This is a genomic window from Streptomyces sp. NBC_01669, assembly GCF_026339735.1.
Lineage (GTDB): Bacteria > Actinomycetota > Actinomycetes > Streptomycetales > Streptomycetaceae > Streptomyces > Streptomyces yanii.
Genome location: NZ_JAPEQG010000001.1, coordinates 3,283,214 through 3,298,142, shown reverse-complemented (window position 1 = coordinate 3,298,142; position 14,929 = coordinate 3,283,214). Strand labels below are relative to the sequence as shown.

14 protein-coding genes and 1 pseudogene are annotated in these 14,929 nt (G+C 69.7%); 6 read left to right on the top strand and 9 right to left on the bottom strand.

The genetic code is table 11. From position 1 onward, the window contains the following. Positions 1 to 367: 367 nt before the first annotated feature. Genes OG972_RS14400 through OG972_RS14385 form a run of 4 tightly spaced genes read right to left on the bottom strand, consistent with a single transcriptional unit; the run spans position 368 to position 4,039 of the window. On the bottom strand, positions 368 to 1,246 hold the full coding sequence (locus tag OG972_RS14400; RefSeq protein ID WP_266981633.1) for an ABC transporter substrate-binding protein: 879 nt from the start codon (positions 1,244 to 1,246) through the stop codon (positions 368 to 370). Positions 1,247 to 1,275: 29 nt separating this feature from the next. Next, a complete protein-coding gene (locus OG972_RS14395) occupies positions 1,276 to 2,034 on the bottom strand; it encodes an amino acid ABC transporter ATP-binding protein (RefSeq protein ID WP_266981631.1) in 759 nt (252 codons plus the stop codon). Further along, positions 2,031 to 2,831: an amino acid ABC transporter permease gene (locus OG972_RS14390; RefSeq protein WP_266981629.1), complete on the bottom strand. Its 801-nt coding sequence runs from the start codon at positions 2,829 to 2,831 to the stop codon at positions 2,031 to 2,033. The genes OG972_RS14395 and OG972_RS14390 overlap by 4 nt, the downstream gene beginning before the upstream one ends. After that, positions 2,831 to 4,039 carry an amidohydrolase gene (locus tag OG972_RS14385; protein WP_266981628.1) on the bottom strand — a complete coding sequence of 403 codons (1,209 nt, stop codon included), beginning with the start codon at positions 4,037 to 4,039 and terminating at the stop codon, positions 2,831 to 2,833. The genes OG972_RS14390 and OG972_RS14385 overlap by 1 nt, the downstream gene beginning before the upstream one ends. Positions 4,040 to 4,181: 142 nt before the next feature. On the opposite strand from OG972_RS14385, the gene OG972_RS14380 reads away from it, so the two are divergent. After that, entirely contained in the window at positions 4,182 to 5,291 is a 1,110-nt protein-coding gene (locus OG972_RS14380; RefSeq protein WP_266981626.1) for a DUF5937 family protein, read from the top strand. A 90-nt stretch (positions 5,292 to 5,381) separates the two neighbouring features. Further along, positions 5,382 to 5,501 (top strand): annotated as a pseudogene (locus OG972_RS49245) (site-specific integrase); the annotation flags it as partial. A gap of 98 nt (positions 5,502 to 5,599) precedes the next feature. On the opposite strand, the gene OG972_RS14375 reads toward OG972_RS49245, so the two are convergent. Both OG972_RS14375 and OG972_RS14370 read right to left on the bottom strand, forming a co-directional pair. Beyond that, positions 5,600 to 6,097: an NUDIX domain-containing protein gene (locus tag OG972_RS14375; RefSeq protein ID WP_266981624.1), complete on the bottom strand. Its 498-nt coding sequence runs from the start codon at positions 6,095 to 6,097 to the stop codon at positions 5,600 to 5,602. Between the two features lie 35 nt (positions 6,098 to 6,132). Next, positions 6,133 to 7,488, bottom strand: coding sequence for a tetratricopeptide repeat protein (locus tag OG972_RS14370; RefSeq protein ID WP_266981622.1), 1,356 nt, complete (start codon positions 7,486 to 7,488; stop codon positions 6,133 to 6,135). Between the two features lie 223 nt (positions 7,489 to 7,711). On the opposite strand from OG972_RS14370, the gene OG972_RS14365 reads away from it, so the two are divergent. From OG972_RS14365 to OG972_RS14350, 4 genes are all read left to right on the top strand, one after another. Then, entirely contained in the window at positions 7,712 to 8,461 is a 750-nt protein-coding gene (locus OG972_RS14365) for a hypothetical protein (RefSeq protein ID WP_266981620.1), read from the top strand. 76 nt (positions 8,462 to 8,537) lie between these two features. Further along, positions 8,538 to 9,449 carry a phosphotransferase family protein gene (locus OG972_RS14360; RefSeq protein ID WP_266981618.1) on the top strand — a complete coding sequence of 304 codons (912 nt, stop codon included), beginning with the start codon at positions 8,538 to 8,540 and terminating at the stop codon, positions 9,447 to 9,449. Position 9,450: 1 nt separating this feature from the next. Beyond that, complete coding sequence (locus tag OG972_RS14355) at positions 9,451 to 10,143, top strand: class I SAM-dependent methyltransferase (RefSeq protein ID WP_266981616.1); 693 nt, start codon at positions 9,451 to 9,453, stop codon at positions 10,141 to 10,143. 34 nt (positions 10,144 to 10,177) lie between these two features. After that, positions 10,178 to 10,756, top strand: a complete 579-nt coding sequence (locus OG972_RS14350) for an HAD domain-containing protein (protein ID WP_266981614.1) — start codon at positions 10,178 to 10,180, stop codon at positions 10,754 to 10,756. A gap of 65 nt (positions 10,757 to 10,821) precedes the next feature. On the opposite strand, the gene OG972_RS14345 is transcribed toward OG972_RS14350, so the two are convergent. From OG972_RS14345 to OG972_RS14335, 3 genes are all read right to left on the bottom strand, one after another. Beyond that, positions 10,822 to 12,519 carry a mobilization protein gene (locus tag OG972_RS14345; protein ID WP_266981612.1) on the bottom strand — a complete coding sequence of 566 codons (1,698 nt, stop codon included), beginning with the start codon at positions 12,517 to 12,519 and terminating at the stop codon, positions 10,822 to 10,824. Next, positions 12,509 to 13,072, bottom strand: coding sequence for a plasmid mobilization relaxosome protein MobC (gene mobC, locus OG972_RS14340; protein ID WP_266990477.1), 564 nt, complete (start codon positions 13,070 to 13,072; stop codon positions 12,509 to 12,511). The genes OG972_RS14345 and mobC overlap by 11 nt, the downstream gene beginning before the upstream one ends. Before the next feature lie 319 nt (positions 13,073 to 13,391). After that, complete coding sequence (locus OG972_RS14335) at positions 13,392 to 14,642, bottom strand: DUF3631 domain-containing protein (protein WP_266990476.1); 1,251 nt, start codon at positions 14,640 to 14,642, stop codon at positions 13,392 to 13,394. Positions 14,643 to 14,929 lie beyond the last annotated feature (287 nt).

Here is a 14,929-nt window from a genome sequence, read left to right as displayed (position 1 = left end):
GGGCCAGGTTGGTGACCTGCGGCGATGGCTGCTGCAGGTCGCTGACCTGGCCTTTTTTCGATTGCTGGCGACGGGGTGCGACGGTCTTGATCGGGTGTCTTGCGGACTGTGTGCGGACTGCGCTTCCGGAGCGACTGGTCGAAGTGCAGCCACTGCAGCGGGGTAGATCTCTCCTTCCTGCCGATCAACACCACGAGGACGACAGCCGCAGCAAGGGACGCGCGCGCCCGGCCAGGGGCGACCTGGTGCGCATGTCGGAGTCCTGGGCTCCACGAGTGGAAGGACTCACCACGAATCCCTTGGTCGCGCAGGCGCAGTCAGTCGAGGTCTGATCACCCTGGCGGAAGTCGCCGTCACCGCGTGGTGATCAGCCTTCGGCGGGGGCCAGGTCGGTTCCTTCGACCTGCTTGGCGAGGTTGGGGCGCTCCTTGATCAGGTCGGCGGCGATCGGGTCCTTGAAGTACTTCTTGTACAGCTTGACGTAGGTGCCGTCGTCGATCATCGCGTCGATCTGGGCGTCGATGTCCTTGAGGAGTTTCGGGTCGCCGTCCTTGCGCAGGGGGAACGCGCTGCCTTGGAGGCTGTCCTGCTCGACGGCGATTCGTACGGGCTGCTTCTCTACGTATTCGTCCGCGTCGGCGCCGCCGAGCACGATCGCCTCGACACCGCCGGAGAGCAGCTGCGAGATCAGGGCGGTCTGGTCCTTGAACTTCACGAGCTTCGCTTTGGGCATCTTCGTGGCGATGAAGGCTTCCTGGACTGCGCCACTGACGACTCCGACCCGCCTGCCATCGAAGTCCGGGAGCCGGGTCTCTTTGCCGCTCTTCTTGGTCACAACGGAGGTGAAGCCCCAGTAGTACGGGGTGGTGAAGGAGACCTGCTTGGCGCGCTCGGGAGTGGCGCCCACGCCGGCGACGCCGATGTCGTACTGCCCGGCGGACAGCCCGGCGAGGATGCCCTGCAGGTTCGTGGTCTTGTACTGGATCTTCACGTCGAGGCGCTTGGCAGCTTCGTTCATCAGGTCGACGGCGAAGCCGGTGGGGTTGCCGGAGGCGTCGGTCACGGCGAAGGGCGGCTGCTCGGCCTGCGTACCGGCGGTGATCACTCCCTTCTGGACCAGCTTGTACTTGGCGGTCGAGGCGTTCGCCGAGCCGCTGTCGCTGTCGCCGCCGCAGGCGGTGAGGGGGAGCAGCAGGACGGCTGCGGCGCCGGCGAGAAGTGATCTGCGCAGGGTGGTGCTGTGCATGGGTGGGCTCCTGTACGGGGGACGGGCGTTCAGAGGACCTGGGAGAGGAACTGGCGCAGCCGGGGGTGTTCGGCGCGTTCGAAGATCTGGTCGGGGGTGTCGATCTCGGCAAGGCGGCCGTCGCACATGAAGGCGACGCGGTCGGCGGCCTCCCGGGCGAAGCCCATTTCGTGAGTGACGACGGCCATGGTCATGCCGCCCGACGCGAGGTCCCGCATCACGGCGAGCACGTCCTTGACCAGTTCGGGGTCAAGCGCGGAGGTGGCCTCGTCGAAGAGCATCACCTCGGGCTCCATGGCGAGCGCGCGGGCGATGGCGACGCGCTGCTGCTGGCCGCCTGACAGCTGCGCCGGCCGCCGGTCGGCGAAGGCGGAGAGGCCGACCTCCGCCAGCCGGCGCAGCGCGATCTGCCGGGCTTGCTCTCGGTCCATGCCCTTGACCGAGGTCAGGGCAAGCGTGACATTGCGCTCGACGCTCAGGTGCGGGAAGAGGTTGAAGTGCTGGAATACCATGCCGATGCGGGCGCGGGCGGCGTCGACGTCGGCACGCGGGGCGGTCAGGCAGGTCCCGCCGAGCCAGATCTCGCCGGAGTCGGGGGTCTCCAGAAGGTTGAGGCACTTCAGGAGGGTGGACTTGCCGGAGCCGGAGGGGCCGATCAGGCAGAGGGTCTCGCCGGCGCGTACGTCGATGGTGATGTCCCTCAGCACGGTATGGCTGCCGTAGCTCTTGCTGAGGCCGGTGACCCGCAACGCGGCGGGAGTGGCCGGGGCCCTGGTTACGGCGGTCATGCCTTCTCTCCTGCGGTGGCCGGAACGGGGGTCTGGGGGTGCGGGTCGGCGATGGCCAGGGGGTTCCCGGGTTTCGGGCCCTCGCGCAGCCGCTTGTCGAGGTGGTTCATGAAGTACGTCAGCGGAATAGTCAGGCAGAGGTAGCACAGGCCGGCGGCGATCAGCGGTGAGGAGTTGTAGGTGCGGGCGACCTCCTCCTGCGCGATGAAGTACAGCTCGCGCTGCCCGGCGGCCAGGCCGAGCAGGTAGACCAGCGAACTCTCCTTGATGTCCTTGACGAACTGGCCAGCCATGGCGGGCAGCACGCGCCGGATGCCCTGTGGCACCACGACCAGCCGCATCGCCTTCAGGTAGCTCAGGCCGAGGCTGCGGGCGGCCTGTAGCTGGCCGGGGTCGACACTCTGGATGCCGGATCGGAAGATCTCCGCGGTGTAAGCGCCGGAGATGATGCCGATCGCCAGGATCGCGTAGCCGAACGGATCCGTGCCGAAGGGGCGGAACCCGGCGGCGGGCAGGCCCACGCCGACCAGCATGACCGTGATGATCACCGGCAGCCCGCGGAAGATGTCGACGTACAGCCGGGCGGGGAGCCGTATCCACCAGCGGTTCGACAGCAGCAGCATCGCCGCGAGCAGGGCGATGACGATGCCCACGACGATGGCGCCGATCGCGATGACGATGGTGTTGAGCAGGCCCTCGGTGATCAGCCGGGGGAAGGTCTGGAGGATCAGGTCCCAGTTGAAGAACGTGTTGACCAGGGCATTGGATGCCAGGTCCTGCGGGGTGGAAGGGGCCATCACGACTCCTGACAGCGATTGGGTGCGGCAGCGGGAACGGACGCCTGGAACTCTTCGCGAACCGAAGTGAGGAATTCCGGGTCGCCGAGGAGGTCCAGGACCAGGGCGGCGATGCCCGTCGCGACCGTCTCGGCCGCGCCGTGGGCCTCCGGCGTACGGGCAGCCTCGCGCATCTGCGCGGAGTGCCCGGGGGTGTCACGAGGGCAGATCTGCACGTAGGGATGGATCACGGGCAGCTCGACGGACACATTACCGATGTCCGAGGAACCCGCCGGATTTGCCGGAGACGGCGGCTCCAGTTCCAGGCCGAGACCGGCGGTGTAGGCGGCAAGCCGGTCGGCCATCGTCATGTTGTTGTTGCGCTCGGTGTAGCGAGGCGCGGTCTCGGTGTGCTCGACGGTGGTGCCGGTGGCCAGCGCGGCGCCCTCTGCGGCGGCGAGCACCCGATTGAGTAGTTCATCCAGGGCGGTGGAAGCGGCCTCGCGTACGTAGATGTCCAGCTCGGCACGCTCGGGCACGACGTTGGGGGCGTCGCCGCCGTGCGTCACGATGCCGTGCACGCGGGCGGTCGGTGGCATGAACTGGCGCATCGAGTCGATCGCGTTGAGGAACAGCTGCGCGCCCGCAGCCGCAGAGCGGCCGTCCCAGGGCGCCTTGGCGGCATGCGCGGCGATGCCCCGGAAGGTCAGCCGCAGGTGGCTGGCGGCCAGCGCGTGCCGGGCCCGCAGGCTCCGGTCGGCCGGGTGGAACATCACCGCCGCGTCCACCCCTGCGAAGGCGCCGCGCTCCAGCATGAGGATCTTGCCGCCGCCGCCCTCCTCGCCGGGGGTGCCGATCACCTTGAGGACGCCCGGATGGTCGGGCTGTACAGCGGCCGCGGCGAGGGCGGCGGTCAGGCCGCCGGCCGCGATGAGGTTGTGGCCGCAGCCGTGGCCGATGCCGGGCAGCGCATCGTATTCCAGCAGCACCGCGATCGTCGGGCCGTCCGTCGCACCCCGATGGGTGGCGGTGAAAGCGGTCGGCAGGTCGGCGATGCCCTTCTCCACCTCGAAACCCGCGGCGGCGAGCCGGCTGGCCAGTTGCTCGACGGCGTAGTGCTCCTCGAACCGCGTCTCCGGCATACGGTGCAGATCAAGGCTCAGCTCGTCGAGCGCGGGCCGGAACTCACGCGCGGCGGCGCGTAGCTCATCGGGGACAAGGTGGTGCATGGAAGCTCCGGGAGGTTCTGGTACGGCGCCGGTACGGCGTACTGGGGCTGGCGAAACACTAGGAGCTGCCCGAGGAGCTGTGACTATGGTTACCGCGGTCGCGGTAAGCGACAGTCGGCGTTCCCGTGAACAGGAGGTGGCCATGAGCGTGGTCCTGCAGTTGTCCGGAGCCGCCCCGACCGACATCTCCGTAGGTGCGTCGCCGCTCGCTGAGCTGACCGCCGCGCTGCATGCCTATACGGAGGCCGAGCACCATCTGGGCACGGTTCGCTGGGCGCGCGGCCTGGACACCGAGGACTCCCCGGACGAACCGGGCACTGCCCTCGACCCCGGCCTACGGCTGCGCATCATGGGCTGGGCCCCGCTGTGGGCCTCGTACCGGGCCCGCTACCTGCTGCCGATGAGTGCCGACGCGGACCGTCCGTTCGACGCCGAGCTGGCGGACATCGCGGACCTACCCCTTCCACGCTTTGCCGAGCTCACAGGCTACGCGGTGCGCGGCGGCAACTCCGGCGCGCCACTGGAGCGGGTACTTCATGATTCCGCGCAGCGCGAGAGCCTGCTGGCCGCCGCCGAGCTGCGCTCCACGACCCGCGCCGAACTCGCCCGGCGGCTCTTCGACGACCCCGAGGCACTTCGCGACGACCTGCTGGCTCTGCTGGCCGATGCCGCCGACGCCCTGGAGCCGGACCTCCTACGGGCGGCCCGCACCATCGGCGCGCACCTGCCCGCGCTGCGGACCGATCTCGCGCACGACGGCCCCGGCGAGGCACTGGCCGGACTTGACCCGTCGGCGTCGTACCGCAGTGGACCGCCGCGAGTGGTCTTCGACAAGTTCCACCACGGCATCGTGAACGTCGCGACCACCGGGCTGCTGGTCCTGCCGTCCGTCTTCGGCCGTCCCCATCTGTTGGTCAAGCACGAGCCCGGGGCGGCTGCCGTCGTCCAGTACCCGCTGCTGCCCGAGGGCGGCGCCCGGCCCGGCTACGCGGCGGTGAACCGGCGCCTCGACGTCCTGCGCGACCCCGCCCGGCAGCGCATCGCGCGGGCCATCGCACGCGAACCGCTCACCCCGTCCGAACTGGCGGCCCGTAGCGGCATGACCCTGCCTCAGGTCTCCAGGCACCTCGCGCGGCTGCGCGAGGCCGACCTCGTGACGGTCGACCGCGACGGCCGCCGCGCCTACTACCAACTGGATCTGGACTCGGTGCGCCGCATCGGCGAAGACCTCCTCACGGCGCTGTTCCGCTGACTGGGGGCGCTCCGGCCAGAGATCCGGGCATGCGGCGAGCAGGCGAGGAGGCCCTCACACAGGCCGGAAAAGGGCGCACGCAATGCGCGCCAGCAGGCGGAGAACGAGGCAGCCGAGCGCAAGGGCCGCAAGCCCGTCGAACTGCGGCACATGGTGACCCACGACTTGCGGCACTTCTACGTCTCCGCTCTCATCGCCGGCGGCGCGAGCGCTGGGCCATCAATAGGGCGGCAGTTACCGCGAGTCGAAGCACCGACCACATCAGCTGGCTCCTGGACGACCCCGTCGCTTCCTCGGCCTCTGGGACTTTATCGCCAGCCGGCAAGGGAGATCTGTGTGCCGCCCGCGAGGTATCGGTTTAGGGCGCTTGAGGTGGTGTCTACGAAGTTCTCGGGAATTGCGTCTGCGTCGACCCAGCGGACCTGGGCGTGCTTGCGGGGTTCGCGGTTCTCGGGTTCACCGGCCCATTCGTGGGTGGCGAAGACGACGGTGAGGAAGCCGTTGGGGGCTTCGACGCCCCAGGCTCCGTGGATGATGTGGGCGACCTTGAGGGACCCGGGCTTCACTGTGAGGCCGGTCTCTTCGTAGAGCTCACGGACTGCGGTCTCGGTGATGGGCTCGCCGGGTTCGCTCTTGCCGACCGGCAGGTCCCACATGCCCTGGGCGAACTTGGCGTTCTCACTGCGCTGGAGGAGGACGACGCGGTTGGTGGCCTTGTCGTGGACGATGACCGCGGCGACCAGCAGGGTCATCGATTCGAGCGCCGGCTTGAGGGCCTTCGGCTGGTCGTCGGTCTGCTGGGTCACGGGGTTCCCTTCGTCGGACGGGGTTGTCGGGCATGTTAGGCGAGGGCTTCGCGGGCGCGGCGGGCGAGATCTGCGGCGCCGGGCACTTTGCGCCGCTGGTAGACCGCGAGCGTGGAGCGGATCGAGGTGATCGCCTTGCGGGTGCGGTCGGAGGTCATGCCTTCCATGAGGACGAGGGCTTGGGTCCAGGCGGCGACGGCTTCGTCGGCGCGGGCCTGGGCGGCGAGGCTGTCGCCGAGGTCGGCGTGGGTGAGGGCGTGGACGCGCTTGTACTTCTCGGGGTCCCAGCGGGTGAGGGCGTCCCGGTGCTGCTGCTCGGTGCCGACGTGGTCGGCGAGGTCGGTCAGGGTGCGGGCGGTGTGACTGGCCACGGTGCCAGCAGCGGGGCCGCTGACGCGGGAGTAGCTGGGTTGGGGGGCGTCGTCACGTAGGAGCGCGTCTTCGGCGGCGAGTAGGGCACGTGCGGCCAAGGGGTGCTCGTTGACGGCCGCGTAGGCGCGGGCGTGGGTGATGTGGAGGAGGGCTTCGGTCTGGCCGTCGATTTGGTCGGCGCCTCGGGCGAGGGCGGTTTCAGCGAGATCGATGCAGTGGTGGGGCTGCTTGAGGCTGAGGGCCTGGTGGGCGAGGGCGCGCATCATCCAGGCTGCGTGGCCATGGGGGTCGGCTTCGCAGGCGAGCTGGTAGCCGACCTGGTAGTAGCGCTGGGCGGCACCCTCCTGGCCGAGGTCGTGGTGCTTCCATCCTGCGAGGTAAGCGAGTTCGGCGACCGCGCCGAAGGCTGCCCGGCGTAAGGCTTCGCTGGGAAAACGTCCGCGCAGCATGGGTGCGGCGGTGTCGGCGAGGTAGGCGGTGACGGTGGTTAGGCCGTGACCGCCGCCGAGGCGCTCGTCTGCGGCGCTGAAGGCCGTGGTGATCTGTCGTACGACGTCCACGTCCTCCACGCCGATCAAGGATGCGCCGGTACGGGCACGGAGCATTCGGGCGGTGGCCTCGTGGTCGTAGCCGAGCGGCATCGCGACGCCGGCTGTAGTGAAGACCGCGATGGCGAGGAAGCGGCGGCGCTCGACGTCGGCGCGTCCGAGGTCGGTGACGGCGAGAACGGGATCAGATTCCGCCGGCTCTTCGGCGTCGGCTGCGCGGAGGCCGATCTCGGTCTGGGTGATCGTGCGTCCCGCTCGGCGGGACAGCGACTCGGCGAGGTACTGGCCCACTTGCCCGGACGGCGCGCGGGTGCCGTTCACCCAGTGGGAGATGGCCGACTTGTTGGTCTGGAGGATCTCGCCGTTCTCGGCGGCGATGCGCCGCACGTCCCTGGCGAGAGCCTCGTAGGTGCAGCCGACCGCGTCGACGGCATCGCGCAGGCAGGAATTGGGTTCTCTCTGCGCCGCCACGATCGCCTCCACTCCGGAGCTGTAAACCGCGTATACCGCTTCAACTGCCCTCCACCGTACCCACTGAGCGTGACCACCTGTTCACTTGTCAGCAGCCGCCCGGAACGGCGCGACCGTGATCCAGGCTCCCCCTTGGTCCGGGCGGCACTCCGAAGTTCCGTACACCCACACCGGGTTCGGGCAGTTCTATGTCCGGACCCGGCCGAACAGAGTCGGAGACACGGTGACCACCATCGACACCACGGCCATCACGGTCGAACTGCCCCAGGCGTTCGACCCGCGCTGGAACCGCCTGCCCGGCATCCAGGTCGACGGCCGGCGCATCACCATCGACCCGGCCGAGTACTTCTTCCGTTTCGAGTCGAACACGTGGCTCGTTGCCGACTGGGATCTGGTCAAGGCCCAGCTCCTGGACGTGGAGGAGACGACCGAGAGCGCGGTCGAGCAGCTCGCGCTGGACTTCATCAAGGACCTCGCCGAGTCCACGTCGGACGCGGCCTGCGTGCTGACCACCGCGTACGAGGTGTACGCGTACCTCTTCCGGGACGAGCACCTGGCCGGTCTCGGCCTGCCGCAGATCACCGCCGACCACCTGCGCATGCTGCGCGAGGCGGCCACGCTGATGGCGCTCAACAAGGTGGAGCTGGACGGGCACATCTCCAACGTCGGCCCGTGCTGGTTCTTCCCTGCCGCCACCTCCGTCGTCTTCGACCTGGACGACGAGATGGGCGGGATGCTCGACGAGGTCTACCACGGTGGCTGGTTCAACGAGCACCGCCGGATCGAGTCCATCAAGGCCCACACGGCGCTCGGCGGCCGGCTCGTGCACGGCTGCCAGTCCGTGCCGGACCAGTCCGGCGGCGTGGTCGCGCCCTACGGTGCCTCGATGGCCAAGTTCCGCGATGACCTTGTCGCGTTCAAGGCGGGCTGGATCGAGCAGGTCTACGCCCACCGCGTGAACCCCGCCGCGTAACCCCACCCGATCAGGCTCCGGGGCGGGCCGGCATCTCTCGCCCGCCCTGGACGCCACCATCCCCCGGAGCCCTCACGTGACCTCGAACCCCAGCGCCGAACTCCTCGACAACCTGCTCACCGTGGCCGGCCAGGCCACCGCCGTACGGGAGGAGGTGCGCGTGTGGTCCATGTCCGGAGTCGAGCGCGTGACGTTCCCCGACGGTTCCATGGCCATCTTCAAGTACGCCAAGAAGCCCTTCGACAGCGAGGACCAGGCCCTCCGCCTGGCCCACACCCTTGGCGTTCCTGTCCCCCAGGTCCACGCCTCCGCTGTTCTGGACGGTTGGCTCGGGATGCTCATGGAGGACCTCGGGCCGTGTGTCCGCGAGGCCGATGACCTGGACGGCGTCGCCGCGGCCCTGGTCCTGCACGGCACCCGTACGGCTCCGTCCTTGCCCGTCCTCGACCAGGAGCGGCTGCGCACGCTGCCGGCCCGGGCGCTGGAACATCTCGAACGGCTGCGCAAGGCCGACCGGTGGCAGGACGCCGACGACGTCGAGGACGCGCTCGACCGGATCGCCCAGGCCGCCGAGGCCCGCTCGGCCGGAGCGACGATGGCACCGTTCGGCTGGGTGCACTCCGAGTTCCATCCCACCAGCCTCCACATTGGGCAGCAGGGCTGGCGGCTGCTGGACTTCGCCCGCGCCTTCACCGGCCCCGGCCTGCTCGACCTCGCCAGCTGGCACGGCACCATCGAACCCCCGCACCCCCTGCGCCTACGCGTCTTCCTGGAGCAGTACGTGACCGCCGGCGGCACCCCCGACGCCCTCGCCAAGCGCGGCGGGCTCACCGCCGAGAACTGGGCCCTGGGCTGGCACCGCATGTGGGCCGTCGAGTGGTTCATGGAGCAGTCCATCCGCTGGATCAACGACCCGGCCACCGACCCCGCCTACATCAAGGCCGTCCGCCGTCACCTCACTGATGTGCTCCACCTCCTGGAGATCTGACGTGCTCGCCCAGGCATCCCCGTGGCACGTCCACGCCGTCCAGCGCACCGCCGTCGGACTCGCCGAACCGCTGTCCGTGCCTGCGCGGATGGAGTGGACCACCCGGCCCGGCCAAGGACCCGGAGCCGAGATCCTCGGCGCGGACCTGCGCGGCAAGCGGGTGGTGGAACTCGGCTGCGGCCCCGGCCACAACGCCGCCCACCTCGCCACCCGCCACGGCGCCCACGTCACTGGCATCGACCTCGTCGGACTCCAGGTCCGCCGCGCCCGCTCCCACTACGGAAGGCTCAACAGCCTCACCTTCGTCGCCGGCCACGCCCTGCACTACCTCCAAGCCTCCGACGAGCAGTTCGACGCGATTTACTCCGTCTTCGGCGCCGTCGGGCTCGTCGCGCCCGAGCTCCTGCTGCTGGCCATCGCGGCGCACCTCAAGCCCGGTCGGATGCTCGCCTTCTCCATCCCCCACCCGCAGCGCGGAGGCCGAAGCCCCTCCGGCGACGACCGGCCCCGCCGCGACTACGTCACTCTTCCCGACCGCAACCGGCTCCCCATCGCCCGCTGGGAGTTCTCCACCGACCGGTGGGAGAAGCACCTCAGCCAGGCGGGTTTCTGGCTCACGTCGGCTCAGGAGTTCTACGACGCCCGCATGGGCCACTGGCCCACCACCCTGCTGATCCGCGCTCGCAAGCTCTGACAGCCATTCGCCCCGGCTTCCCCTGGAGGAACCGATGCGCCCGCCCTACCTGCTCCTCGACATCGACGGCATCCTCATACCCTTCCCCGACGCGGACGGCTCGACCCCGGCCACCCACGCCCGCTACGACGTCGTCCCCACCGGCCGCAGCGCCGACGACCCGGTCACCATCTGGCTCAACCCCGCCCACGGCCCCATGCTCATGGACGTGATCAGTACGGGTCTGGTCACGCCGGTCTGGTGCACCAGCTGGCGGCAGGACGCCACCACCCTGATCGGTCCGCTCCTCGACCTCCCGCCTCTGCCGCACGTCGACCTGCCGCGTCCCCAGATCACCACCAGCCACCCCAACGGATACCTGTGGAAGCGCGACCACGTCGACGCCTGGCTGGGCGACGCCCCCGCTGTGTGGATCGACGACGACTTCACCAGCCTCGACCACTCCTGGGCCGCAGAGCGCACCGCCCGTGGCGCGGCGACCCTCCTGATCCAACCTGACCCCCGTGCCGGACTCCAGGCTGAACACTTGGCCGAGGCCCGGGCGTGGGCAGGGCGGCTGCTCGCTGTGCGGACTGCTGCACCTGCTGCTCCGAGCGAAACCGAAGCAGCCTGACGCGAATCCGGGGCAGAAGGGCCGATGCCCCCGCCACGACGCGTGGCGAGGGCATCTGACCGGGGTCAGCGGTGCCGACCGGGCTCTCCGGGCCTCATGGCTACTGGAGTGGCCGATGGGTACGGCGTGGCGGACATGGACGATGTGCCGCTGACGGTGCTTCGCCTGCGAGCCGCTTGAGCCCGCCTGTTCGGTTGAGCGGTGATGCGCCAGTTGAGAACCTCGGCTGGGCGCTCGGCACTGCCGAGTTCCCGCTGGGCGCCGACCGTGGCCAGGAGGTGCCGGGGGTTGTGGCCGGCAGTCTCGGCGCGGGCGAGGGTCGTTGTCAGGGCGGCCCACGAGGGGTCGGCGAGGACGCGGTCGGCGTGGTCGGGAAGGACCGCGCGAAGGTCCTGCTCGAAACGGTTGGCGGTTGTGGCGCGTGGAGCGCGGCGGGCGAGGTCCGCCAAGACCGGTGCGGCGGCCTGCTGGTAGCCCGCCTGGAGGTGGCGGAACGCTTCCTCGGCTGCTGCCGCCTGCTGCTCGTGGCCGCGTTGCTCGTGCCACTTGGCAGCGGCGCGGGTCAAGTGCAGGGCCGCGAAGAGCACGGCTATCGCGAGTCCGCCCGGCTCGCTGGAGGCATGGGCGAGTTCCTTGGCTGCCTGTCGCAACACGGTGGCGGCCTGGTGGTCGGCCCGGATCGTTGAGCGGCGCGCCCGGTCGAACGCCCCGGCTGCCGCCGTCAGATCGTGCTTGTGTCGGCCGGGTGTGGCACGAGCCATGTTGTGCAGGACGTCGCCGAAGGCATCCAGGTGGCCCTGGGCCGCGGCGTCGTCGTCCGAGCCAAGGATGGCGCTCGCCGTATTGAGGGAGTTCTCGACGCACCACCATGGCGTATTGGGGTCCGCCACGTGCTCTGAGTGGTCGGCCACTTCCTGGGTGGCTAGCCGTTCGCGCAGGCGGTTGATGGACAGGTCGGGGGCGAGTTTCGAGCCGCCGTACCAGACGGGCTCGTCGGCTGAGTTGGCGTCGCCAGGTGCAGCGAGGCTGTAACCGATCACGTCACCGGTCTCGGGGCCGAGGCGGGTCTTGACCTTGATGCCCAGTGACTGCAGCACGGTGAAGTAGTCGGCTTCGGTGAGTACGGCGGCGGCGACCGTGTACGCCTGCTCGCGCAACCACTGCCGCGCTGTGACCGTCTGGCCCTGGCGGTCGGCCTTGGCACGTTCGGCGCCGGTGGGCGTGCGCGGAGCGGTGAGGTCGCCGGACTTCAGGCGGCGCAGCCCGAACTCGGCTTCGATCTTGCGGCACTCGGCTTGGGCCCGCTGTCCGTCGCGGTGGGTGCGGGGGCGGCGTCCGTCGGCGCGGACGGTGGTTGCCATGATGTGAATGTGATCGTCGGCGTGGCGCACCGCGATCCAACGGCATGCCTTCTCGTCCCCCTCGGGTGCGACGCCCGTCGCGGCCACGATGCGCCGGGCGACCTCGGCCCATTCGGCGTCGGTCAGGTAGCGGTCGCCGGGTGCGGTGCGTACCGGGCAGTGCCACACGTGCTTTGGCGGCTTCTTGCCGCCCAGTTCGCGGGTGCGCAGATCGACGAAGTGGTCCAGGCGCATGGCGAGCTGGGTGTAGGTGGCGGTGGGGTCGCGGCCGGGGTCAGGTGCGCCGGCCATGTCCCAGGCGGCGACGATGTGGGGGTCGGTGTGCTCGTCTCGCCGCCCCTTGCCGAAGAGGTAGTTGATCAGGCCACGGGTGTCGGAGCCGGTGGAGACGTCAGGCACCACGCGCGACCTCCTCTGCCACGAACTTGTCGATCAGCCGGTAGCTGTGCTGGACCGCCTGATCGACGCGGTCCAATACGGCATGAGCGTGTTCGGGAACAGCGCCCCGATGGATGGCTTCGGTGATCTGGTTGAGGTTGTTGCCGATCCGGTTCAACGCCTTGATGTGCGCCTCGGTGGCTTCTACCAGCGGGCGGATCGGATCGTCTTCCGGACTGCCCACCATGCTCGTTTTGCCGAGCGCTGCGGCGAGTGCGGCATCGCCGACGAAGCTGGCGAAGCGCTGGCCGCGCCGAGCGGCTTCGGCATTGATGGTGCGTACAGCGGTCGGGGTGAAGCGGATGTTCTTGACCTGGTCGCGCTTCTCGGCGGTGCGCTTGCGGTTCATCAGCGCGGGCAGCACCGGGGCGTCGGACTCGCGCCATGAGGGCTGCTCAGCGGGCGGTCCGGCACCGGCGTGCGGGGCAGCGGACTCGGCGATGGGCGGGGCGCTGGGCTCGGCCATCTCTTCCCCAGGCTCGGGCGCCCCCTGGCGCCCGGCCTCTTCCTCCGCCACCCCTGGGGCGGGGGCAAGCGCGGACAAAGCCTCGTTAGAGGCTCGTTCGCTCCAGCTTGCTGCTGTTCGATGGGTCAGCCTGAACAGTCCCCTCCAGTGGCGGGAGGAGGCGTCATTCGTGTTGTTGTCGTGCATCGTGGTGCTCCGGTGGCATGTGGGCAGGGCTTCGTCACGTCCGTCGCATCCGTCCCATGGCTGGTCAGGGCAGGTACGGACTCCGCTGCAGGTACGGACATCTCCGTCCCGGCGAGGAAGTCCGTCCCCGCGCTGACCTGCACGGGGACGGATGGGACGGACTGAGACGGCCCCAGAGGGTGGGTCAGCGGGCGGGCTTGGGGCCTGCGGTACCGCCGAGTGGGCCGACGGGCAGCGACCCGGTCGGAGGGGCGGGCGGCTTGCCCTGGGCTGGACGTACGGGCGCGAACTCGTGCCCGGTTGCAGGGGCCGGCTGGGGGGGGGCGGGGCAGTAGCGGGCCCAGGCGTCGAGGAACTGGTTGCGGGCGTACGCCTTGGCCTGACGTCCCTGCTCGAAGCGGTAGTTCGCCGGGCCGATGCCGAAGTCCTTCAGTAGCGCCGACAGGTGGAAGGCGGTCAGCCCCTTGATGCCGTAGTCCGGCCACGGCGATTCAGCGTCTGTCAGGAGAGAGGCAAGTAGATCCTGCGAGCGCAGAGCCTCCTTGTTGCCCTCCTGTTCGAAGATGCGGCGGATATCTCGCAGCAGCCGCGTCTTCAGGGTCGTCTGCTCATCCTGGACGGCCTCGTGTCGAGTCATGGCCAAGCAGGCCGCACGAGCCTTTGCGGGCCAGTGGCCGCCTGCCAGGTCGGCGACGATGACCAGCGGCTCCCAGGTATCCGCCGCCCGGTCCTCGACCGGCATCTCCGGCACCAGCCGACCAGCAGCCTCGCGCAGCGGCGTCAGCCAGGCGGCCAGCCGGTCGCGCACCGCGTGCAATTCCGGCACGGAGTACCGCGAGCGGAACGGGGTGATCCGCTCGCCCGGCTTACGCTTCTGCATACGCAGCACGACCGCGCGGTCCATGATCGTGTCGGGCAGGTCGCCGATCCCTGCGAGCGCTGCCATGGCGAAGGTGGGAAACGCCGTCGGCTTGTGCTCCGGCCCGGAGATGCGCCAGGCGGGCCGGTTGCGCTGGTGACCGGCGTTCAGCAGGCCGCGCAGGTCCTCCTTGTCGCCGGCCTTGGGGCCGAAGATTGTGTCGGCCTCGTCCACCAGCAGCGTTGGTGGGTTCTTGCCGATGACGCGGAAGACCACCGCCGGGGAGGTGTTCACGGTCATCATCGGCTGGTGGACGGTCTCGTGGAGCACGTCCAGGACACGGGACTTGCCGCACCCCTTGGTCGGGCCCACCACCGCGAGACGCGGCGCGTGCTGCAGCGAGGGCTGGATGTGGGAGGCCGCTACCCACAAGGTGACCGCCGTCAGCGCTTCCTCACTCGGCAGCACCGCGTATCGGCCGATCGCCGTCCGCAGTTCTTCCAGCAGTGCGGCGCCGTCGCCGGTCGTCTCGTGGCTTTCGGTCCCCGACCCGTAGTCCGTCGGCTGGGTCCCCACTGCGAGGGCGTTGGTCCCCGGTGAGCTGTGGGGGCTGCGGTCCCCACCGAAGTCCTCCCGGATACGGTCCCCGAGTGTGGTCCCGGCGTCTCGGGGACCGGTCCCCAAGGCGCTGTCCTGCGTGTTCTCCGTTTCCCCGGATATCCGGTGCTCAGCTTCGGGAGTCTGGGGACCGGGTTGTTCACGAGGACGGTCCCCGCTTTCTACGGGGACCGGAAGACGGCGGCTGACATGCGGATCGGGACCGTTACGGTCTGTGTCGCGGGCACCGGCAACCGGAATGACCG

Bases quoted from the DNA above. Each gene is read 5' to 3' on its own strand.
- OG972_RS14385 (WP_266981628.1), bottom strand. From the start codon at position 4,039: ATGCACCACCTTGTCCCCGATGAGCTACGCGCCGCCGCGCGTGAGTTC.
- OG972_RS14380 (WP_266981626.1), top strand. From the start codon at position 4,182: ATGAGCGTGGTCCTGCAGTTGTCCGGAGCCGCCCCGACCGACATCTCC.
- OG972_RS14390 (WP_266981629.1), bottom strand. From the start codon at position 2,831: ATGGCCCCTTCCACCCCGCAGGACCTGGCATCCAATGCCCTGGTCAAC.
- OG972_RS14395 (WP_266981631.1), bottom strand. From the start codon at position 2,034: ATGACCGCCGTAACCAGGGCCCCGGCCACTCCCGCCGCGTTGCGGGTC.
- OG972_RS14350 (WP_266981614.1), top strand. From the start codon at position 10,178: ATGCGCCCGCCCTACCTGCTCCTCGACATCGACGGCATCCTCATACCC.
- OG972_RS14400 (WP_266981633.1), bottom strand. From the start codon at position 1,246: ATGCACAGCACCACCCTGCGCAGATCACTTCTCGCCGGCGCCGCAGCC.